The 21,359-nt window shown below is 59.4% G+C and carries 22 protein-coding genes and 1 pseudogene; 10 read left to right on the top strand and 13 right to left on the bottom strand.

Going from position 1 to position 21,359, the window contains the following annotated elements; all coding sequences use genetic code 11:
* The first annotated feature begins 52 nt into the window (after window positions 1–52).
* Window positions 53–568, top strand: a complete 516-nt coding sequence (locus AT6N2_RS20555) for a DUF1465 family protein (RefSeq protein ID WP_063950363.1) — start codon at window positions 53–55, stop codon at window positions 566–568.
* Window positions 569–718: 150 nt separating this feature from the next.
* Here AT6N2_RS20555 and rpmE read toward each other — a convergent pair whose 3' ends face one another.
* Complete coding sequence (gene rpmE / locus AT6N2_RS20550; protein ID WP_003497640.1) at window positions 719–940, bottom strand: 50S ribosomal protein L31; 222 nt, start codon at window positions 938–940, stop codon at window positions 719–721.
* A gap of 258 nt (window positions 941–1,198) precedes the next feature.
* On the opposite strand from rpmE, the gene AT6N2_RS20545 reads away from it, so the two are divergent.
* Entirely contained in the window at window positions 1,199–2,998 is a 1,800-nt protein-coding gene (locus AT6N2_RS20545; protein ID WP_209091115.1) for an ABC transporter transmembrane domain-containing protein, read from the top strand.
* 2 nt (window positions 2,999–3,000) lie between these two features.
* On the opposite strand, the gene AT6N2_RS20540 is transcribed toward AT6N2_RS20545, so the two are convergent.
* The 6 genes and pseudogenes from AT6N2_RS20540 to AT6N2_RS20515 all read right to left on the bottom strand — a co-directional run bounded on the left by AT6N2_RS20540 (window position 3,001) and on the right by AT6N2_RS20515 (window position 9,700).
* Window positions 3,001–4,644, bottom strand: coding sequence for an FAD-binding dehydrogenase (locus tag AT6N2_RS20540; protein ID WP_209091112.1), 1,644 nt, complete (start codon window positions 4,642–4,644; stop codon window positions 3,001–3,003).
* A gap of 87 nt (window positions 4,645–4,731) precedes the next feature.
* Window positions 4,732–5,762 (bottom strand): annotated as a pseudogene (locus AT6N2_RS20535) (peptidoglycan -binding protein).
* A 2-nt stretch (window positions 5,763–5,764) separates the two neighbouring features.
* Complete coding sequence (locus tag AT6N2_RS20530) at window positions 5,765–6,784, bottom strand: flagellar motor protein MotA (protein ID WP_209091110.1); 1,020 nt, start codon at window positions 6,782–6,784, stop codon at window positions 5,765–5,767.
* Window positions 6,785–6,984: 200 nt separating this feature from the next.
* The gene (locus tag AT6N2_RS20525) at window positions 6,985–7,785 is read right to left on the bottom strand and encodes an inositol monophosphatase family protein (protein ID WP_209091108.1); all 801 of its coding nucleotides are present in this window, start codon (window positions 7,783–7,785) and stop codon (window positions 6,985–6,987) included.
* 152 nt (window positions 7,786–7,937) lie between these two features.
* Window positions 7,938–9,038 (bottom strand): tetratricopeptide repeat protein, encoded by a 1,101-nt coding sequence (locus tag AT6N2_RS20520; RefSeq protein WP_186376770.1) that lies wholly within the window; start codon window positions 9,036–9,038, stop codon window positions 7,938–7,940.
* Between the two features lie 8 nt (window positions 9,039–9,046).
* Window positions 9,047–9,700 (bottom strand): thiamine phosphate synthase, encoded by a 654-nt coding sequence (locus AT6N2_RS20515; protein WP_209091106.1) that lies wholly within the window; start codon window positions 9,698–9,700, stop codon window positions 9,047–9,049.
* A gap of 104 nt (window positions 9,701–9,804) precedes the next feature.
* Here AT6N2_RS20515 and AT6N2_RS20510 point away from each other — a divergent pair, with 104 nt between their 5' ends.
* Window positions 9,805–10,569, top strand: coding sequence for a sulfite exporter TauE/SafE family protein (locus AT6N2_RS20510; protein ID WP_209091104.1), 765 nt, complete (start codon window positions 9,805–9,807; stop codon window positions 10,567–10,569).
* A gap of 99 nt (window positions 10,570–10,668) precedes the next feature.
* On the opposite strand, the gene AT6N2_RS20505 is transcribed toward AT6N2_RS20510, so the two are convergent.
* Complete coding sequence (locus AT6N2_RS20505; RefSeq protein ID WP_006314700.1) at window positions 10,669–10,845, bottom strand: YdcH family protein; 177 nt, start codon at window positions 10,843–10,845, stop codon at window positions 10,669–10,671.
* A 233-nt stretch (window positions 10,846–11,078) separates the two neighbouring features.
* Here AT6N2_RS20505 and AT6N2_RS20500 point away from each other — a divergent pair, with 233 nt between their 5' ends.
* From AT6N2_RS20500 to AT6N2_RS20480, 5 genes are all read left to right on the top strand, one after another.
* Window positions 11,079–11,282 (top strand): YdcH family protein, encoded by a 204-nt coding sequence (locus AT6N2_RS20500; RefSeq protein WP_003497661.1) that lies wholly within the window; start codon window positions 11,079–11,081, stop codon window positions 11,280–11,282.
* Window positions 11,283–11,329: 47 nt separating this feature from the next.
* Entirely contained in the window at window positions 11,330–11,797 is a 468-nt protein-coding gene (gene purE / locus AT6N2_RS20495) for a 5-(carboxyamino)imidazole ribonucleotide mutase (RefSeq protein WP_209091938.1), read from the top strand.
* Between the two features lie 11 nt (window positions 11,798–11,808).
* Complete coding sequence (locus tag AT6N2_RS20490; RefSeq protein ID WP_209091936.1) at window positions 11,809–12,885, top strand: 5-(carboxyamino)imidazole ribonucleotide synthase; 1,077 nt, start codon at window positions 11,809–11,811, stop codon at window positions 12,883–12,885.
* A gap of 146 nt (window positions 12,886–13,031) precedes the next feature.
* Complete coding sequence (gene ykgO / locus AT6N2_RS20485) at window positions 13,032–13,157, top strand: type B 50S ribosomal protein L36 (protein ID WP_003497670.1); 126 nt, start codon at window positions 13,032–13,034, stop codon at window positions 13,155–13,157.
* A gap of 100 nt (window positions 13,158–13,257) precedes the next feature.
* Complete coding sequence (locus tag AT6N2_RS20480) at window positions 13,258–13,878, top strand: tetratricopeptide repeat protein (RefSeq protein ID WP_209091102.1); 621 nt, start codon at window positions 13,258–13,260, stop codon at window positions 13,876–13,878.
* A gap of 68 nt (window positions 13,879–13,946) precedes the next feature.
* On the opposite strand, the gene AT6N2_RS20475 is transcribed toward AT6N2_RS20480, so the two are convergent.
* From AT6N2_RS20475 to AT6N2_RS20465, 3 genes are all read right to left on the bottom strand, one after another.
* A complete protein-coding gene (locus tag AT6N2_RS20475) occupies window positions 13,947–14,201 on the bottom strand; it encodes a DUF2312 domain-containing protein (RefSeq protein ID WP_209091100.1) in 255 nt (84 codons plus the stop codon).
* A 153-nt stretch (window positions 14,202–14,354) separates the two neighbouring features.
* Window positions 14,355–14,660 carry a DUF1244 domain-containing protein gene (locus AT6N2_RS20470; RefSeq protein WP_209091099.1) on the bottom strand — a complete coding sequence of 102 codons (306 nt, stop codon included), beginning with the start codon at window positions 14,658–14,660 and terminating at the stop codon, window positions 14,355–14,357.
* 14 nt (window positions 14,661–14,674) lie between these two features.
* On the bottom strand, window positions 14,675–15,463 hold the full coding sequence (locus tag AT6N2_RS20465) for an N-formylglutamate amidohydrolase (RefSeq protein WP_209091097.1): 789 nt from the start codon (window positions 15,461–15,463) through the stop codon (window positions 14,675–14,677).
* A gap of 194 nt (window positions 15,464–15,657) precedes the next feature.
* On the opposite strand from AT6N2_RS20465, the gene AT6N2_RS20460 reads away from it, so the two are divergent.
* On the top strand, window positions 15,658–16,140 hold the full coding sequence (locus AT6N2_RS20460) for a DUF1036 domain-containing protein (RefSeq protein ID WP_063950352.1): 483 nt from the start codon (window positions 15,658–15,660) through the stop codon (window positions 16,138–16,140).
* Window positions 16,140–17,579 (top strand): pyruvate kinase, encoded by a 1,440-nt coding sequence (pyk, locus tag AT6N2_RS20455; protein WP_209091096.1) that lies wholly within the window; start codon window positions 16,140–16,142, stop codon window positions 17,577–17,579. The genes AT6N2_RS20460 and pyk overlap by 1 nt, the downstream gene beginning before the upstream one ends.
* A gap of 78 nt (window positions 17,580–17,657) precedes the next feature.
* Here the strand turns inward: pyk and AT6N2_RS20450 are convergent, their stop codons facing one another.
* Window positions 17,658–19,562, bottom strand: a complete 1,905-nt coding sequence (locus tag AT6N2_RS20450; protein ID WP_209091094.1) for a DUF882 domain-containing protein — start codon at window positions 19,560–19,562, stop codon at window positions 17,658–17,660.
* Between the two features lie 176 nt (window positions 19,563–19,738).
* Window positions 19,739–21,286 carry a sigma-54-dependent transcriptional regulator gene (locus tag AT6N2_RS20445; protein WP_209091092.1) on the bottom strand — a complete coding sequence of 516 codons (1,548 nt, stop codon included), beginning with the start codon at window positions 21,284–21,286 and terminating at the stop codon, window positions 19,739–19,741.
* Window positions 21,287–21,359: the final 73 nt, after the last annotated feature.

Below are 21,359 nucleotides of genomic sequence, written 5' to 3'. Positions count from 1 at the left end.
ATCCGGATCGTCGTTGCCTGACAGTGTGGTGCGTGAGCAGGGATTTAAAGAAATGTCAGAACAGGTTTTAAATACCATTAGCTTTGCGGGTCGCGCGGCTGCTTCCAACCAGTTCAAGACCCTCTATACCGAAGGCATGACCTTGGTCGAGGAAACGGCCAGCTATCTCGACGGTGCAGGCCGCACCGCTTCCAAGGTTCTGCCACGTATGGCGTCAGTTCTTTATGCTGCAGAATCGATGCGTCTTACAACGCGACTGATGCAGATGGCATCGTGGCTTCTTCTGCAGCGCGCCGTCAACAATGGCGAAATGACGCGCGACCAGGTTCTGAGTGAAAAGAACAAGGTACGCCTCGACAGCTTCAATGTTGACCGGAATGCGCCAGGCTGGAACGACCTGCCGGAATCCTTCCGTGATCTGATCGAGCGTTCGCTGCGCCTGCAGAACCGGGTTGCCCTGCTTGACCGCGAAATCTATCGCCCGTCCGAAGCCGCCAAGGTGCCGGACAACGAGAACAGCGTCCAGGCACAGCTCAACCTTCTACGCACGGCTTTCACGATCAACTGATAAATCGACATTACCCAGATGCTTTGAAAAGCAGGTCTCTCCAGACCTGCTTTTTTTGTTTTCAGGTCTTTTCTGATCGAAATGTCCGGATTCCGGCAACAAAAAAGCCCGGTTAAACCGGGCTTTTTCAAACGATCTGTTCGCAAGGGATCAGAGGCCGAGGCCGCCGAAACGCTTGTTAAACTTGGAAACGCGACCACCGCGGTCCATAAGCTGCTGGTTGCCGCCCGTCCATGCCGGATGGGACTTGGGGTCGATTTCAAGGTTCATGACGGCGCCTTCCGAACCCCAGGTAGAGCGGGTTTCGTATTCGGTGCCATCGGTCATGACCACCTTGATCGTGTGATAATCGGGATGGATATCAGCCTTCATGACAATCTTCCTGGTTAAGTGACGTGCGGTCCATTTGCCGCAATTGCGTCAACTGAGCCAATTCAATAAATGAAGCCATAGTCCAGATGGGCTATGGCTTCCCAATTTGATGCGGAGCCTATACATGAAGGTCGCCGAGATAACAAGAGCCTGCTATCCCCTTGTGAAGGGAGATGGCCGCAGGGACAGGATTTTTAACCCCGGAGGGAAAAACCCGTCCAATATGACGCGCGAAAGGCGTAATGAGGAGCACACAGCGTGGCAGACATTGAAGCGCAGAAAGCGGCAAAACAAAGAAGCCTGAAGCCGCTTCTCAGCCTCTTTCCCTACCTCAGGCGGTATCGCGGGCTGGTGGCTGCAGCGCTTTTTGCGCTTGTGCTGTCCTCCGCGACGACCCTGGCCCTGCCGCTCGCCGTACGACGAATTATCGATCACGGTTTCCAGACACCCGATGGCGGCATGATCAACAGCTATTTCGCCATGCTCCTGGCAATCGCCGTCATCCTCGCGCTCGCCAGCGCCATGCGCTACTACTACGTCATGACGATTGGTGAGAGGGTCGTTGCCGATCTTCGTCATGATGTCTTTGCGCATCTCACAACCCTCTCGCAGCAGTTCTTCGATGCCAACAGGTCCGGTGAGCTCACGTCGCGGTTGACGGCAGACACGGTGCAGATTCGATCGGCGTTCGGCTCGTCGGCATCCGTTGCCCTTCGCAACATCATCATGTGCAGTGGTGCTGTGGTGATGATGATCTATACCAGCCCCGGTCTCTCCGGGCTTGCGCTCCTTGCCATCCCCTTCATTGTTTTTCCGCTGATCGCCTTCGGACGATCGGTCCGCGCCCGCTCGCGCACGACGCAGGATACGTTGGCGAATTCCGCCGCCTATGCGTCCGAAACGATTGCAGCAAGCCGGACCGTGCAATCCTTCAACGCCGAGGCACTGGCAAATGCCCGTTACGGCGCCTCCGTGGAAGCCGCCTACAAGGGCGCTCGCGCTGCGATCGGCGCGCGTTCGATTCTCACCGCGGTCGCCATTACACTCGTCTTTGGCAGCGTGGTTGGTATTCTCTGGTACGGCGCGCAGAGCGTCCTCTCAGGAAGCATGACCGCGGGCACCCTCGGGCAGTTCGTCCTTTATTCGGTTATCGCCGCCAGCGGTCTTGGTCAGCTGTCAGAGGTCTGGGGGGAACTGGCACAGGCGGGAGGTGCAGCCGAACGCCTTTCCGAACTGCTGACTGAGCGCTCGCCAGTCGCCGAGCCTGCGGCACCCCTCACCATGCCGCAGCCGCCACGCGGGGAGGCACAATTCGAAAATGTCGATTTCAGCTATCCGCTCGCAACCGGACGGCCAATCGTCTCCGGCCTTTCCTTCAAGGTCAGCACCGGCGAAACCGTTGCGATCGTCGGGCCATCAGGCGCAGGCAAAAGCACCGTATTTTCCCTATTGATGCGCTTCTACGATCCGCAGCACGGTCGTATCACCGTTGATGGCATCGACATCCGTGATGTCATCCTTGCCGATCTGCGCGCGCGTCTTTCTATCGTGCCCCAGGATGTGGCGATCTTCGCCTCATCCATCCACGACAATATCGCCTTTGGAAGACCTGACGCGACCCGTGACGAAGTACGGGCCGCCGCGATTGCCGCACAGGCCGACAGCTTCATCGAACGCATGACCGACGGATATGATACCCAGGTCGGCGAACGTGGCGTGACCCTTTCCGGCGGCCAGCGCCAGCGTATCGCCATAGCCCGTGCCATCCTGCGCAATGCGCCGATCCTGCTTCTGGACGAGGCCACCTCGGCACTCGATGCGGAGAGCGAAACGCTGGTACAGAAGGCGCTTGATGAGCTGATGAAGACCCGCACCACCATCGTCATCGCCCATCGCCTCGCCACCGTGCTGAAGGCCGACCGCATTCTGGTGATGGACGAAGGCCGTATCATTGAGGAAGGCACGCATCAGAGCCTCATTCGCCAGAACGGCCTTTATGCGCGGCTTGCCAAGCTGCAATTCCAGACCGGGCCTGAGGATCTGCGCGCGCAGGCGTAACCTCAACACATGACGCTGCGCCCCGCAACGCGGCCCGAAAACAGGCAGCCGCCAAGGAATGTGCCTTCCAGCGCATTGTAGCCATGCATGCCGCCGCCGCCGAAACCTGCCGCTTCGCCGGCGGCATAGAGACCCGGCACCGGCTGGCCCACAACATCCAGCACCCGCGCTTCGAGGTCGGTGTGCAGCCCACCAAGCGTCTTGCGCGTCAGCACATGCAGTCGCACGGCGATCAGCGGGCCCATGGCCGGGTCGAGCAGCCGGTGCGGCTTGGCCGTTCGCATCAGGCGGTCACCGAGGTAACGTCGGGCACCATGGATCGCCGTCACCTGCGCGTCCTTGCCGAAGCCGTTTTCGATCTGCCGGTCACGGGCTTCAATCTGTCGGCGGATGTGATCAGTGTCGAGCCTATTGCCGCCGATGGCATTCATTCCCGCCACCAGCTCTTCCAGCGTGTCGCGAACGACAAAGTCTTCGCCCCGCTCCATGAACGCCCGCACCGGACCCGGCGGTTCCTTGCCCAACCGCTTCAGCAGCAGCCGCACATCCTTGCCCGTCAGATCAGGATTTTGCTCGGAGCCTGAGAGCGCGAATTCCTTCTTGATGATCGCCTTGGTCAAAATGAACCAGCTGTGGCTGCTGCCACGCTGTCCCAGCATCTTCAGCGTGCCAAGCGTATCGAAGCCCGGCATGGCGGGAGCATCAAGCCGGTTGCCATCCGCATCGCACCAGAAGGACGATGGCCCGGGGAGAATTCGGATGCCGTGGTTCGGCCAGATCGGATGATGATTTTTCACGCCCTCGGTATAGTGCCACATGCGATCCCGATTGATGACGGCGCCGCCCGCGAGCTCGGTGATACCGATCATGCGGCCATCCACATGTGCAGGCACACCGCACACCATCTCTTCGGGTGGACTGCAAAGCCGCTCGACCGGCCAATTGCGTCGTACCAGTTCCTGATTGCCGCCGATGCCACCAGAACTGACGATGACTGCAGCGGCAGAAAGGCGGAAATCTCCCTCAGTATTGCGGCTGCTTTTTTGGCCACGAAGAACCGGATCAGCGACAAGCACGACCCCGGAAACGCCCGTTATGCGGCCATCCGTCAATTCCAGACGATCAACCTGATGGCGAAAGCGAATACTCAATCGACCGCTCGCCGCCATTGTCCTCGCTTTCTTCACGAAGGGTGCCAGGACACCGGGACCGGTGCCCCACGTGACATGAAAACGCGGCACGGAATTGCCGTGACCATCCGCCAGAGAACCGCCGCGCTCGGCCCAACCCACAATGGGAAACCAGCGCATGCCCATGCGATGCAGCCACGCGCGTTTTTCACCGGCGGCGAAATCAAGATAGGCCTCCGCCCAACGGCGCGGCCAATGATCCTCAGGGCGATCAAAACCGGCCGACCCAAACCAGTCCTGCCGCGCAAGATCGAGGCTGTCGCGAACGCGCATCTGCCGCTGCTCCGGACTATCAACGAAGAACAGACCCCCGAGCGACCAAAAGGCCTGCCCCCCAAGGTTCTGCTCGCCCTCCTGATCCAGCACGCAAACGCTGAAACCGCGCTCAGCAGCCTCGGTTGCCGCCACCAGCCCGGATAGCCCCGCCCCAACAACGATCACATCGTAACGTTCCATCAGCCCCTCCCAGATATGACGGAATTACTTTTACGCGAACGTAAGTTCAGTTTCGCCGGAAGGCAATCGCCATGGCGGAATCGCGATTCAGCGCTCGGTCAGCTTGAGTTCGATCCGGCGGTTCTGCTGACGTGCTACAGGCGAATCACCTTCCGCGATCGGCTGATTTTCGCCAAAGCCGGCAGCAACCAGCCGGTTCGCCGGAACACCCCTGGAGATCAGGAATTTTACGACCGATGTCGCACGCGCGGAGGAAAGCTCCCAATTGTCCCGGTAACGGCCCGATCCAGACAGCTGAACATTATCCGTATGGCCATCGACGCGCAGAACCCAGTTGATCTCGGCCGGAATTTCCTTGGAGAGATCGAGCAGCGCCGTGGCGAGCTTAGCCATCTCCGCCTGCCCTTCCGGATTGAGTTCATTCCCCCCGAGGGAAAAAGAACTTCCGACTGGAAGACGAATCGGTCGCCGACAATGCGAATGTTTTCGCGATCCGACAGGATTTCACGCAGACGCCCGAAGAAGTCAGAGCGATAACGGTTCAGTTCCTGCACGCGCTGGGCAAGAGCCACGTTCAGGCGTCGGCCGAGATCGGCGATCTTGACTTGAGACGACGCATCCTTGGCCTCCGACGCCTGCAACGCCGCTTCGACCGAGGCGATCTGCGCTCTCAGTGCCGCGATCTGCTGGTTCAGCAATTCAATCTGTGCCGAGGCGCGGGAATTGGCCTGCCGCTGTTCGTCCAACTCGCCTGTCAGACTGCCAATGCGGGCGTTGGCGCTCGCATTGCTGCCAGAGCCGGCATCGAGCAACGCCTGGAGGCGCGAACGCTCATTTTCGGACGCTGCGAGCGTGGACTGCAGGCTCGCCAGCGCATCCTCGACATCCTGCTTGTTACCTTTTTCCATCGCCAGAAGTTCGGTCAACTCGGCTATCTGGCTGTTGAGGCGGGTCAACACCTCGTCCTTGCCGGTAATTTCACGCGACAACACGAACTGCGCCAGCACAAAGACCGTCAGCAAAAACATGATGGCCATCAGCAGCGTCGAGAGCGCATCGACGAAACCCGGCCAGTAATCTACGCCCCTGTCGCGGCGGCGGTTGCGCGCGAGCGCCATGGCTACTCGCTCCCGTTATCGTGCCGGGTGCGTCCGGGGGATTTTGACTCGCCATCGATCCGCGCCGACAGCCTGTCGAGCGTGCGGCGGAGCGATTTCGATTCCTCTTGCTGTGCCTCGATCCAGTCGCGCAACATCTGCTGTTCGCTACGCATGTTCTTCACAAGACCCTGGATGCCTTCCGCAAGGCTGGTCATGGCCGCCAGCGAACGCTCGGTGCTGACAACCGCGCCGGGTTCACCCTTGAACTCCCTCGGGCCTTCAGCGGAGGTATCTGTTACTGACGAGAGCCAATTTTCGAGCTGCGTGTAGAATCGGTTCTGAGCCCGGCCCGCCTGAAGATCAAGGAAACCGAGAACGAGCGAGCCGGAAAGGCCTAGCAGCGATGAGGAAAATGCGGTTCCCATGCCGGACAGGGGCGCGGTGAGACCAGCCTTGAGGGAGCCGAGAATATCATTGCTGTCACCCGCGCTCGGGTCGAGTGACTGAATGACGTTGCTGATGGCGCCGATTGTCCCGATCAGCCCCCAGAAGGTGCCGAGCAGACCCAGAAATACCAGCAGGCCGACAAGGTAGCGCGACGTGTCGCGTGATTCATCGAGTCGCGTCGCAATGGAATCAAGGATCGTCCGCTGCGTGACTGTGGACAGCCGGGTTTCTCCGCGCTTGCCGATCAGCGTGCTCATTGGCGCCAGCAGTTTCGGCGCGCGGCCCACCTTGTCGACACTACCGGCGGCGCGGAAGGCATTAAACCAGCTGACTTCGGAGCGCAGGCTCATCGTCTGGGTAAAAACCAAGATGATGCCGATGACAAGCACGCCAAGAATGAAGCCGTTAAGACCGGGATTGGTCATGAAGGCCGTGTGTGCCTGCCTGTAAAGAATGGCCGCCAGAAAGCCTACAAGGACCAGGAACAGAACCATCGTCCAGAGAAACGGCGTGGGACTGGACAGCTTGTGGCTATATTCCCGTGTGGTCACCGGTTTCTCGACACCAAGATCGAGCCGCTCCGAATCCGCCATAACGTTCGCATTCCCTATGGTCACCTATCCAGCGGAAAGCTATTTGAAAATTGCGACGATTTGAAGCGAAAAGCCCGTCTTTCGTCACAGGCATTTCATGAAAAAAAGCCGGGCGCGGGTAACGCGAACCAAAAACGCCCGGCGATGACCCGCCGGGCGTCCCAAACCTGAAGAAATCAAGGAGTTTCCGTTGAAATCAATCAACGGCCGGGAATGGGCCGGTTTGCGACTTCAACGAGCGCCTTGTGGATATATTCATTACCGGCAGCCACAGTGCCGCTTCCGAAGATATCAGAGCCGCCCTTGATGTCGGAGGCAAAGCCGCCAGCTTCGCGAATCAGCACCAGACCGGCAGCCATGTCCCATGGCGAGAGGTCGGCCTCCCAGTAACCGTCGAGGCGGCCTGCTGCGACATAGGCGAGATCGAGCGACGCAGCACCCATACGGCGGATGCCGGCAGCCTCACCCATGACATGGCGAAGTTCCACCAGGAACTTGCCGTGGTTGCCGCGACCGAGATGCGGCACGCCACAGCCAATGACGCAATCCGTCAGGGCCTTGCGCGCGGCAACGCGGATGCGGCGATCATTAAGGAATGCGCCACCGCCACGCTCGGCAGTGTATAGTTCATCGGTCGCCGGGTTGAAGATCACGCCAGCGACGACCTCGCCGTTACGCTCCAGCGCGATGGAAACCGCGAAATGCGGAATGCCGTGCAGGAAATTAGTGGTGCCATCAAGCGGATCAACGATCCAGCGATGCGCGCCGTCTGTGCCCTTTTCCTCGCCGCCTTCCTCACCCAGGAAGTCATAGGTCGGGCGAGCCTTCATCAGCTCTTCGCGCACGATCTTTTCAGCTTTCAGGTCTGCCTGGGAGACGAAATCGCTCGGTCCCTTGACCGAAACCTGAAGGTTCTGCACTTCACCGAAGTCACGCGACAAAGACTTACCCGCCTTGATGGCGGCCTGAACCATGACATTGAGAAGGGCTGAACGGGCCATCGATGTTGTTTCCTGGAAAGCTTGCGAACCGACCGGAAGCTCGCCGGGCCGGCACGTCATTATTTTCATGAATTGAAAGTTTGCGGTTCAAGACCACAAAACGCGCGGAAATTCAAGGTAAAAAGCCCGAACGCTGTGTCGCAACGGCAGCATCAGCTCGGGCGGAAACGATTTGCCGCCTCAATCGCCTTTTTCTGCTGCTCGTCGGTGATGCCGAGATAGAAGTCTTCCAGCTTCGGATCCTTCAGGCCCGCACGGCGGGAAAGCACGTACCATTTGGCGGCCTCGATAGGGTCCGGCCGAGTGCCAAGCGCCTGTACGTAAAGATGCGCGACCTTATTTTGCGCCACGATATTGCCGCGCTGCGCCGCGCCATAAAGCCAGCGGAAGCCCTCATCCAGATTGCGTTCACCGCCGAAACCATTGACCAGCCAGATTCCGAGATCGACCTGGGCAGTGTCATATCCAGCCTTTGCCGCGCGCATCAGCCAGTCGCGTGCCTTGGCTTTCTTATCCGCAGGCACATCTTTGACCGACCAGTAGATCTGCGATACCGCATATTGAGCGTCTGCGATCCCCTGCTCGGCGGATTTTTCATAAAAAGGCAAGGCCATCAGCAGACCCTTGGCGCCCGGATTTTCCGAAACCAGAATCTGGCCCCAATTGAACTGCGCAGAGGCGTTGCCGGCTTCCGCCGCCCGCCGCATGTAATCGTCAGCCTTTGCCTTGTCGCGCGTGACGAACTTGCCCTCCATCAGGATCAGCGCAAATTTGAACATGGCGACGGGGTCGCCGCCCTCTGCCGCCTGCTGGTACCAGAAGGCAGCGGTTTTCTCGTCGCGTGCGATGCCAAGGCCGCGCGACATCATTTCGGCAACCAGTGTCTGGGCCGCTGCGTCGCCGCTCTGCGCGCGGGTCAGCGCCTTGTCGAGCGCCTGAACATATTCGCCACGCTGAAAATGGCCATAGGCCTCATCCACCCGGCCCTTGAATTCCTTCTCCGGCGGCAGTGCCGGTAACTCAGCGCCCATCCGCTGATAGACATTCACACCCGCGGAGGGCTGCAGGTCCTTCTGTTCTTCGGATTGCACCCGGCCCTGCCGGGTCGGCTGCGCCTCATTTTCCAGCTGGCGGGAAAGCGCGTTGCTTTCGCTCTGCGGCCCGGACTGGGCAAACACGCCACCCGCCGGCCCGCCGAAAGCGAGCGCCAGCAGCGAAACGGAAAGGCAGCGTGGAAGCGAGCGCATGATCATGGCCTGTATCAACCGTCAAACCGTGGCGCTTTTTCGTCAAGCAGGGCGTTGATTTCGGAAACCGCCTGGGCCGCACCGCCGGCATTGTCAAAAACGGCGCTGCGCATCGCCACAAACTCCACGCCGGTTTCTGCCACGGCAACAGCCGAGGACAGATCGGTCCCGCCCATGACAATGGCAGGAATTTCGATCATCGACGCCCACCACTCGCCAAGCGCCAGATTTTTCGGGTGTGCCTCAGGCTTGATATCGCCCTCCAGCTTTCCGAAAAACACGTAGTCAGGGTTGGCTTCGCCCTGCTCAAGAGCTTTGTGACGATCATCCGCATTGCCGCCGCCGACGATCAGCTTCGGCGTGAATTTTTCCACGGCCTCCGCAAGCGCCTCGCCATTGCCAACAACATGCAGCCCGTCCGCCTTCACCCGGCCTGCAACACGGCTATCGCCGGCGATAAGCGCTGCTGCACCGGCCTTCTGCACGACGGGCACGATCAGTTCGGCACGTTTCTGGAAAGCAGCGTCATCCAGACCATATTGCGGAATGATAACGGATGCGACGTCGCCGCCCCGCAACGCCTCCTCCACCGCGGTCGCCTGCTTTTGCGCATCGTCCATTTGCGGAACGATGAGGACAAGGCGGCAACGATCTTCAACTGGGGTCATCGGTTCGTCCATTTCAGGCAGAAGACGCTTGCTGCGCAATCTGCACTCGTTTTCATATGACAAATCCGATAAACCGGACCGGCGAAAGGATCAACCGTCCATCCATGCTGACCGATTTTCATTTTTATCTCGTCGCCATTCCCGCAGTCGTCCTCGTCGGCCTTTCCAAAGGAGGTCTTGGCGGCGCATTGGCGCTCATGGGCGTGCCTTTGATGGCGCTTGCCGTTTCACCCGTGCAGGCAGCGGCAATCTTCCTGCCGATCCTGATCGTCATGGATCTCGTGGCGCTGTGGGCCTGGCGGCATCATAACCACCGGGAAACGCTGCTCATCATGCTCCCCGGCGCCATCGCCGGCATCGCGCTCGGCTGGGCGACGTCGAGCCTCGTATCCGCCGACGCCATGCGCCTCGTCGTCGCCTCGGTCACGATCCTGTTCGTGCTGCGGTATTTCTATGAGAGCTTCAAAAGCCGCAATGGCCAGGAAATCCCAGCCAAGCCGCAAAGACCTGCGGCTGCCACACTCTGGTCCTCTCTCTCCGGCTATGCCAGTTTCGTGGCCCATGCGGGGGGACCGCCCTTTCAGATTTACGTGCTGCCGCTGAAGCTCGACCCGAAGACCTATACCGGCATGAGCGTGCGCTTCTTCGCCATCATGAACGCAATCAAGCTCATTCCCTATTTTGCGCTCGGCGCGCTTGATGCCACCAACCTCAAGACATCGGCGAGCCTGCTGCCGGTTGCGATGCTGGCGACGCTAGCCGGCGCACGGGTCGTCAAATATCTGAAACCGTCGGTCTTTTACCCGCTGATGTATTCCATGGCGCTGATTGCGGCGCTGAAGCTGTTATGGGACGGGCTTCCATTCTGAACCGCGCAATAAAAAGCCCTGGAAGCCGGTTGGGCTGCCAGAGCTTGAAGGCTCAGACCACCGACCCTTCGTTCATCGAGAATCGGTGGTCCGGCAAAATTAATGCCTTGTTGAGGCCTTGAGCCTCTGGAGTTCATCCTTCAGGCGCAGTTTTCGACGTTTAAGGTCCGCGATCTCTTTATCGTCAGACGACGGGGAAGCAAGAATACTTTCGAGCTCCTCCTCCAGAGCACCGTGTTTCTTTTCGAGCGATGCAATATGAGCCTGAATGGTCATGCGGCACGTCCTTCCTTTTTGAACCTACCTCCAGCTCTCCATCGCTGGAGTTTCAGGTTTACGACGGCAATGTGACACGGATCGCGCCGCTTGTCGAAGGCGAAATGAAGGCAATAAGTGGGCAATTTGGTCGCAAGGGATAACTTCCCGTTACCGCGATTTGATGATAGAGGCTCGTTTACGATCAGAGACACGCCGGAGCCGATCCGGCGGCATAAAATGGGGATGACGAGATGCCCGATCAGGACCAGGCGGACATCAGGCTCACGCTGGCGCGGCTGCGCCAGGAGCATGAGGATTACGACGCGGCGATCAACGCGATGATCCAGACCAGCTGCGATGCGCTGAGAATCCAGCGCATGAAGAAGAAAAAGCTGGCGGTCAAGGACAAGATGACCCAGCTTGAAGACCAGGTCATTCCCGATATCATCGCCTGAGCCGGAGAGATTACGTGACAGCAGAAACGCCCCCCGTCGCCATCATCATGGGCAGCCAGTCCGACTGGGAGACCATGAAGAACGCCGCCGACACGCTGGATGCGCTCGACATAGAATACGAAGCCCGTATCATTTCCGCCCACCGCACGCCCGACCGGCTTTATGACTTCGCCAATGGCGCGAAGGACGAAGGCTTCAAGGTCATCATCGCGGGTGCGGGCGGCGCCGCCCATCTGCCGGGCATGACCGCAGCCATGACCCTGCTGCCTGTCTTTGGTGTTCCGGTCCAGTCCAAGACCATGTCCGGTCAGGACAGCCTCTATTCCATCGTACAGATGCCTGCCGGCATCCCCGTAGGCACACTTGCCATCGGCAAGGCTGGCGCGATCAATGCCGCACTTCTTGCCGCAGCAGTGCTTGCGCTCAGCGATGAAGATCTGGCCGACCGGCTGGATGCCTGGCGCGCGCGCCAATCGGCCGCCGTCGCGGAATATCCCATGGACAGCGCCCAGTGACGACAGACGCCATGGCAAAGACCACCAATCTCACCATCGGCATCATCGGCGGCGGGCAACTTGGCCGCATGCTGGCGATGGCCGCCGCGCGTCTCAACCACCGGACCATCGTGCTGGAGCCGCAGGCGGATTGTCCGGCAGCGCAAGTCTGCAACGATCAGATCGTTGCGGCATATGATGACGCGACAGCGCTTGCGGAACTCGCAAGCCGTTGCGATGTCGTCACTTACGAATTCGAAAATGTCCCGGTTACAGCGGCTGAGAAACTCAGCCTCTCCGTGCCGGTCTACCCGCCTGCAAAAGCGCTCAGCGCCTCGCAGGATCGGTTGACAGAGAAGCGCTTCCTCAACAACTGCGGCATTCCCACCGCCGAATTCCGCGCCGTGGATAGCCAGGAAGAACTGGAAGCAGCCTTGGCCGCCTTCGGTGGAAAGGGCGTGCTGAAGACTCGCCGCATGGGTTACGACGGCAAGGGGCAGCGTCTTTTTCGGGGCGGCGAAGACGCCGCAGGCGCCTTTGCGGCGCTCGGCGGCGTGCCGCTGATCCTGGAAAGCTTCGTAGCCTTCGAGCGGGAAATCTCTTTGATCGCCGCCCGTTTCCAGGACGGCACCGTCACCTGTTACGATCCGGCCGAGAACGTCCATCTGAACGGCATCCTGCACACGTCGACCGTTCCGGCGGCACTGTCAGACGCCGCGAAGGCTCTCGCCGTTCAATCGGCGGAAAAGCTTCTTGCCGCGCTCGATTATGTGGGTGTCATCGGCATTGAGTTGTTTGTGCTGCCTGACGGTTCGCTGGTTGCCAATGAAATGGCGCCGCGCGTCCATAATACCGGCCACTGGACGGAGGCGGCCTGTGTGATCTCCCAGTTCGAGCAGCACATTCGTGCCGTGTCGGGCCTTCACCCCGGCAGCACGGAACGCCATTCCGACTGCATCATGACCAACCTGATCGGCGACGACATCAACGACGTGCCGACATGGCTGTCGAAGAAAGACTGTCTCGTGCATCTCTACGGCAAGACAGAAGCACGGCCAGGCCGCAAGATGGGCCATGTGACGCAGCTTCTGCACACAGGAAAAGCCTAGTCTTTTAAGGCAAAGACACGGGCAAGTGTTGACAGGCAGGGCTCAAACAGGTATCTGCCTGCCAACCGAAAAGAGCGCGCCCCGTTGCGCGCTTTTGATTGTTTGAATAGCACGGCACAAACCGTGCAAAACTGCGGACCAGTAAAATGAAGATCAAGAATTCGCTTAAAGCGCTTAAGGCCCGTCATCGCGATAACCGCCTGGTTCGCCGCAAGGGCCGCGTCTACATCATCAACAAGCAGAACCCGCGCTTCAAGGCTCGTCAGGGCTGATTGACCGCGACTGCGGTTCGCGACGATGTCGTGGATCACTTTGTTGACAGTTCAGAAGTTTGCATTTGATATTGGGCGCAGCCGGGTTAAGCTTTAACCCATGTGCCCAAATCGTTTTTGCACCGCTGTTATTCTTGCTCAGGGCTTTCTGCTCTCAAGCCTTGCCTTTGCGGCAACGGCTGCTGTTGCCCATGCGGCAGACGGAAAACCAGCCACTACTGCCGAATCGGCGCCATCTCCGGCAAAGACCATCGACACGCTTTTCGCGTCGCTGAAAAAAGAACGAAATGCGGTCAAGGCGCGCAGCATCGCCAACCAGATCGCCGCCGAATGGAATGATTCTGGCAGCGCGACGATCAATCTCCTGATGCAATGGGCAGGTGAAGCTGCCGACGAAAAGCGCAACGCCGCCGCTTACGATTTTCTCGACCAGGTTGTTTTGCTTGATCCCGACTATGTGCAGGCGCCCTATCGCCGCGCCATGGTTCACTTCGCCGATGGCGACACCCGCAAGGCGATGGCGGACATCAACCTGACGCTGGAAAAAGAGCCTCGCTATTTCCCTGCGCTCGCAAGCCTCGCCAATATTCTCGAAGCGTCAGGGCGAGACGAACTGGCGCTGAAAGCATGGGAACGGTATCTGGCGCTTTATCCCGCGGACAAGGAGGCCCGCAAGGAAGCTGTCGATCTCTCCGAAAAACTGGCGGGCACCCGCGGGTGAATTCGATTGAGGCCGAAACAAAAATCGCCGCAAAAGCGGCGATTTTTCGTTGACGTCGTTTCAGCCGATCATTCCATGCCAAGCGCGGCCATATAGGTCTGAAGAATCGTTTCTTCCTCAATCCGCTCGTTGGCGTCCTTCTTGCGCAGGCGGATGATGGTGCGGATTGCCTTAATATCGTATCCACGACCCTTCGCTTCACCCATCACATCCTTGATATCACCCTGAATGGCGGCTTTCTCTTCTTCGAGGCGCTCGACACGCTCGATGAACTGACGCAGTTCTGCGGCGGCGACTGTTTCGGTGGTGCTGGTTTCGTCCATCGTATATTCCTTTATTGGCGGCCCGCATGCGAGCGCTGTGTTCATTTCAACCAGACGAGGCCCTCGCCGGTCGCTGCCAGCCGGCAGCATAATTCAGGCCTGTGAACTGCCCATTGTAAGGCGTTCCGTCAAGTCGTTTCCGTTAGCGAAGGCTTATTCCTTGGGCCGGTTCTGCTCGAAAGCGACTTTCTGGTCGCCGCTCGCTTCGCCCTGGTATTTTTCTTTCCAATCCTCGTAAGGCATGCCGTAGACGATTTCGCGGGATTGATCCTTGCTGAGCGGAACGCCAGCCTCCTCGGCGGCTTCACGGTACCAGTTGGAAAGACAGTTGCGGCAGAAGCCTGCGAGGTTCATCAGGTCGATGTTCTGCACGTCGTGGCGTTCACGGAGATGCTTGACGAGGCGTCGGAAGGCGGCCGCCTCGAACTCAATCTGCCCGTTTTCGTTTTCGGTCGTCATGGCGAACTCCTCGTTCAATAGGGGCCGGTTCGAGAGGCAAACTGCTGATACTCGTGCAAGACGGGATCGTCGTTCATTGCGGCGAAAATGGGAGCGAGCCGGTCAGACCACTCGGCAATCCCCTGCTCGTCCGCGATCAAGTCCTGACGCACCTCAAGAAGCGCATGCGGTATGCCCTTCATCATGCAATGGCGGTACATGGTGTCGCCCTTGAGCGCGCCGTCATAGGGTTCATTGTCGCCCACGAGGATGTCGCCAGTCGCGCGCAGATGTGCCAGAAGCGGATCGACCGCACGGTGATCGATATCCCACAGAACGGCTGCATGCCACGGCCGCGGCGTTTCTTTCCAGAACGGTGTGTAGGAGTGCAGCGACAGCACAAGCGGCGCTTCTTCAGACGCTTTCGCCACACCGGTCAACACACGATCCACGGCATCGTGATAGGGGCGATGAAAAACCTCGATCCGTCTCTGCCACTCCTCGTCGGAAATCGGATGGTTACCGGGAATGATCGCGCCATCGGAAATTTTCATAATGAGGGTTGGGTCGTCCTCGCCGCGATTCGGATCGATCAGCAGTCGAGAGAACCGTCCGAGCACGGCCGGAACCCCGAGCCGCGTCGCAAGGGAGCGGGTCAACCCCTCGATGCCGATATCAAATGCGATATGGCGATGAAAAGCGGTTTGCGGAAGGCCAAGATTGCCGTAGTGTGCCGGCAGGAGGTTCATGGCATGGTCCGCCAGAAGAACCATGCCTTTGTCATAATCGCCTTCTATGATTTCATAGGGTATGAAGTCGTTCATCGATGATTTTCTGGGGCAGGATTGAGGAGAGAAACTTGATGGCATGGCTTGAGGCCGGGCGCAAGTTCGGGCGGCATAACAGCCATCTACCTTACCGCACTCACGATCCCACGAACAATATAATCGATTAAACTCGCGTTGACTTTCTTGGGCGGCCACGCCAAGAAGTGTGTTCATTATAACATGGAATCCGGATGGAAGCCGTGACTCAGTCATCTCTCGCTCTTCCTCGCCACATCAGGCATATCACCCGTCTTATCTGCGCAGCGGCATTGTTTCTGACCCCGCTCATGATAGCAGCGCCCGCCCATGCGGATTTCCGCGTGTGCAACAGCACGCAGAACCTTGTGGGCGTCGCCATCGGCTATCGTGCAAAGGACGGCTGGGTCAGCGAAGGCTGGTGGCAGGTCCCCTCCTCGACATGCGCTACGCTGATCGAGGGTGAGCTGCAGTCACGTTATTATTATCTCTATGCCGAAGATGCCGCCCATGGCGGCCGCTGGACCGGTGACGTCAACATGTGCGTTGCGGAAAACGAGTTCAAGATCACCGGCGTGGACGATTGTTATGCCCGCAGCTTCCAGAGAATGGGTTTCAAGGAATATGACACGGGCAGACAGGGAAGCTGGATGGTCCAGCTTTCCGATACGCCAGGCACACAGGGAAATCAAAACTGATGAAGCGCAACCGGAAAGTCAAAATTCTTGCAACGCTCGGCCCGGCCTCTTCCGAAGAGGCAATGATCGAGAAGCTGCATCTTGCTGGCGCCGATCTTTTCCGGATCAACATGAGCCATGCGAGCCACGACGTGATGCGGACGCTGATCCAGCGCATCCGTTCCGTCGAAAGCCGCAATGGCCGCCCCATTGGCATTCTGGCCGACCTGCAAGGTCCCAAGCTGCGCGTCGGAAAATTTGCGGAAGGCAAGGTAGAGCTCGTTCCCGGCCAGACCTTTACGCTGGATAACAATGAAGCACCCGGCGACAACACGCGCGTTTTCCTGCCGCACCCTGAAATTCTCGAAGCCGTCAAGCCGGGCCATCGCCTGTTGATCGATGACGGCAAGCTGCATCTGCGCGCCGAAAAGAGCGACGGCAAGAGCATCGTGACGACAGTGGTTGCCGGCACGCGTATTTCGGATCGCAAGGGTATCAGCCTGCCTGACACCCTGCTGGGCGTTGGCGTTCTCACCGACAAGGATCGTGTTGACCTCGATGCCGTTCTTGAAACGGGCGAAGTCGACTGGGTTGCGCTTTCCTTTGTCCAGCGTCCGGAAGACCTGGCTGAAGTTCGCAAGATCGCTCGCGGTCGCGTTGGTCTGATGTCCAAGATCGAAAAACCCCAGGCTATCGAGCGCATCGAGGAAATCATCGAGCTTTCCGACGCATTGATGGTCGCCCGCGGCGATCTTGGTGTTGAAATGCCGCTGGAAGCCGTTCCGGGCATTCAGAAGCAGTTGACCCGCGCCTGCCGTCGCGCTGGCAAGCCGGTCGTCGTTGCCACGCAGATGCTGGAATCCATGATCACGGCACCGGTGCCCACCCGCGCTGAAGTGTCCGACGTCGCCACCGCCGTCTTCGAAGGTGCGGATGCGATCATGCTCTCTGCCGAGTCCGCATCGGGCGACTATCCGGTCGAGGCGGTGTCCACCATGGCCTCGATTGCGAGCACCGTCGAACAGGACCCGCATTATTCCAACATCATCTACGCGCAGCGCGCCCAGCCGGAGCCGACAGGCGCCGACGCCATCTCGCTTGCCGCGCGCCAGATCGCCGAGACGCTGAAACTTGCCGCGATCGTCACCTACACCTCGTCAGGCACGACGGGCCTGCGCGCTTCGCGTGAACGGCCGCAAGTTCCGATCATCGCGCTGTCGCCGATCATCCAGACTGCCCGCCGCCTGTCTGTCGTCTGGGGCCTGCATTGCGTCGTGACCGGCGATGCCAGCGATCTCGACGACATGGTCAACCGCGCTTGTCGCATCGTTGTTTCCGAGGGTTTCGGCAAGCCGGGCGATCGCATCATCATTTCGGCCGGCGTGCCGCTGGGCACCCCCGGTGCGACCAACATGGTGCGTATCGCCTACATCGGCTCAGACGGCCAGAGCGGCGTCTGACAGACTATCGTCACGCAACAAAAAACCCGCCGTCGCCGGCGGGTTTTTTGTTGGCCATTCGGCCATAGATAAACGTGCTCAGTGCATCTTAACAGGTGTGCTGAAGCGGCTGGACTCGATTGCAACGGCACCGGGCTTGAAGCTCGCCGACGTCGCTGATGCCGACCGGTCGTTGCTCAGCATGCGGTTGGCGACGACACGTGGAGCCTTGACCGAGCGACCGGTCGTGCCCTTGTTCTGGTTAAGGGCCCAGTCCGAGATCAAATCCTGCGTCAGGCGTCCGCCACCAACCATCGCCTGCTGGGACACGGCGGCATCCTGCTTGCTGGGACGCGAACCCTTGGTGGGCAGACCGGCGCTGAGACCGCCATTGAGGGACGGCTTCAGATCAAACGCATCACCAAAACCAGCCTGCGGTTCAGCCTTGGCCGTTTCTGCAGGAGCAACGGTGACCTTGTGATTAACGGCAGCAGGGAAGGGCGCGGCCGTCGGCGCAGCTGCTGACTGGACCTGCGACCGGGCAGCCTGTCCGCTCTGCTCAAGAGCGGCAACGACCGTCGGCGACAGCGTATCCTCGTTTGCTTCCGCAAGATCGTCCTCGCCTTCAGCGTCAGCGTTGGCTGCCGCCAGCAGGGCTTCTGCAACGGCCGGACGGTTTGCCGGGACAGGAACCGACGCAAGTTCGCCGGATGCCGCCGGTGTCGCACCGTCGGCAGAAGCGGTCAAGACAGAGCCCTCCGCATCACCCTTCATGGCGCGTGGGCCGAGAAGCGTGGGTACTGGCACGGAAACCTGAGCCAGGTCAGCAAATTGCTGGCGCTCGGCCGGCGCAGATGTCGGCGTCGGTGTGGTCGCCGCCTGCAGGGCATCCTGCGCGGCATTGCGGGCCGGTGAATAAAGCGCGGTCGCAAGCCCGGTATTGCCGGGCGGCGGGTTACCGAATGCCGGACGAGCGGTCGGCAGCGGTGCCTCGCTCACGCCAGGAAGCGGCTGGGCAGAAGCAACGGCGATCGTGGGTTCAGGCTCTGGAGCCGCCTGCGGCGGCGCGGCCGGGCGAGCAACCGCCGGACGTTCGGCGGGCTCGGGTGCTGCGATGCTATCGGGATCTTCATCCTCGTCACCGCCACCAAAGAGAGCCTGCAGAAGGGTCTTGCGTTTACCGCCTCCGGAAGATGCCGGGCCGGCGCCTGCACTGGAAGCGACCTGAATGGAAGACGAACTGACGCGCTTCTTATAATCCGCCATCGCCTGCTCATAACCGGGAAGCGGCTTTCCATCGGACGGAAGATGCAGCGTGTTGCCGTTCGGGAAAATGCGAACGAGTTCCTGACGGCTCATGCGTGGCCAGGCGCGAACGCCGCCGACATCCATGTGCACGAAAGGCGACCCCGAGGTCGGATAGAAGCCGACGCCGCCGATCTGCATCTGCATGCCAATCTCGCGAAGGCGGGAAAGCTTGACGCCAGGGATATAAAAGTCCATGGCCTTGCCGAGCATGTGCTGGCTTTTTTCCGCAACACCCTTGGTGCGCGTGCGCAGCAGACCATTCGTCTCCGGCGAGCGGAAAGCCGATACGACGTTGATGTAATCGGTAGCGCCGCTGCGGCGATAGACTTCCCAGACGAGATCGAAGAGACGCGGGTCCATCCGCGTCGGCTGATTTCGCCGCCAGTCACGCAGGAACCGGTTCAGCTCCTGCAGACCCTTCTGGTCGTACTTGCCATTGCGCTTGAAGGTGATGACCGCCTTCTCACGTGTATGGATGTAATACAGTTTGAGGCTGCGCGTTTCGGCGGCGGCTTCCGTCGCCGAAACTCCTACAAATGGCATTGCGGCAAGCATCAGGCAGGCAAAGGTGACAGCGCGCGCCGACAGCTTCGTGCATATATCCTTGATCAAGCCGCGCGCGATCTTTGTCGACGGCGCGTTATTCCGATGCAGATATGGCAATTCGATCCCCGCCTGGAAGACAATTTCTGTCACATTGCCTCAAATGAACGTCAAATACGGTGACACGATGGCAAAATTGCCACACACATGCAACCTTCCTCTATATAGTGAATCAGCCACTAACAAGAGGTTTATAGACGGTAAGCGGATATCCTTGCTCAGAAGTTAACGAATTTCACGATCTGCGATGGAATAAGTCGCTCAGCCCTTCATGCGGCGTCGCGAAGCGGATCATCAGGATCGATGCCATAATCCTTCAGTTTGCGGTACAGTGTCGAGCGGCCGATGCCGAGCTTTCTTGCAACCTGGCTCATCTGCCCGCGATAAAAGCGTAGAGCAAAACGGATGAGTTCTTCTTCGATCTCAGCCAGTTTGCGGATATTGCCCGAATCGTCAGTGCTCGAGATCAGGTTCCCACCCCGATAGATGGTGGTGGAAATATCCGAGGCGTCCTCGATCACCGCGTGGTTCTCGGCGGCCGGCGTCGGAGGCGGCGAATAGGCCGCCAGCTTCAGAGACGCACCGGAAGGCGACGGCGCGAGGCCATCAGCATCATTCCCGGTCGCAAATTCCGGCAGTTGCAGCGCGATCTGCGGGAAATCTGAGTCCGCCAGATCCCCACCCTGCGACAGCACGACGGCGCGAAAAACGGCGTTCTCCAGCTGGCGGATATTACCCGGCCAGTCATAGGCCGTGAGCAGGGCTAGCGCGCTCGCATCAAGTCCAACCGGATTGGGCAACTTCTGTTCCGCCGAAAAGCGCTCGGCGAAGACCCGTGCAAGATGCGGAATGTCTTCCTTGCGACGACGCAGTGCCGGAATGGTGATCGGGAAAACGTTGAGGCGGTAATAGAGGTCCTCACGGAAACGACCTTCCTTCACCTCTTCGATAAGGTTCTTGTTGGTGGCGGAAATCAGCCGCACATTCACCTTCTGAACCCGCGCGGAACCGACGGTTTCGATTTCGCCCTGCTGGACGGCGCGGAGCAGCTTTACCTGCACATCAAGCGGGAGATCACCGATCTCATCAAGGAACAGCGTGCCGCCATCCGCCTCCATGAACTTGCCGATGTGTTTTTCCGTCGCGCCCGTAAAGGCACCCTTTTCATGACCGAAGAGAATGCTTTCCACCAGATTATGGGGAATGGCACCACAATTGACGGTGATGAATGGCTTGTTTGCCCTATCGCCAGCCGACTGGATGGCCCGCGCGACCATTTCCTTGCCGACGCCGGATTCGCCCTCCAGCACCACGGGGATGCTGGACTGGGCGGCACGCTGCGCCAGGTCGATGACCCTCAGCATGGCCGGGCTTGCGGAAACGATATCGGTAAAATTCACAGCATTGCTCCGTCCGCGCCTACCCGTGCGAGCCTTTGCCTCTCTCCTGTCAAGCTTGAGCGCATTGGAGATGGCAGCGCCGATCCTTTCCGGCGAAACCGGTTTAACGACAAAATCGAAGGCGCCTGCGCGCATGGCCTGCACAACGGTATCGATGCCGCCCTGCCCCGTCTGGACGATCACGGGAACATCCGTTCCGAGTTCGCCGACAGCTTTCAGAAAGGCAAGCCCGTCCATTTCAGGCATCATGAGGTCGAGGACGATGACGTTGATCTCGCCGCTATATTGCTTGAGCAGTTCGAGCCCCGCCTTGCCGTTTTCGGCGAGCAAGGCGAGGTGCCCATAACGTTCCACCGCATTTTTGAGCAGGCGGCGCTGGACGGGATCATCGTCTATCACGAGAACATGCGCGGTCATTTTTAGCTCCGGTTTCCGGTTTATGGACCTGCTTCATGCGGTCCCTTATGCCGCACTCTGGCACGGGAGACTT

Origin of the sequence: Agrobacterium tumefaciens (assembly GCF_017726655.1) — a bacterium.
Classification (GTDB): Bacteria; Pseudomonadota; Alphaproteobacteria; order Rhizobiales; family Rhizobiaceae; genus Agrobacterium; species Agrobacterium tumefaciens_B.
Note: the sequence above shows the minus strand (reverse complement) of the source record. Positions and strands in the feature narration are given on the sequence as shown.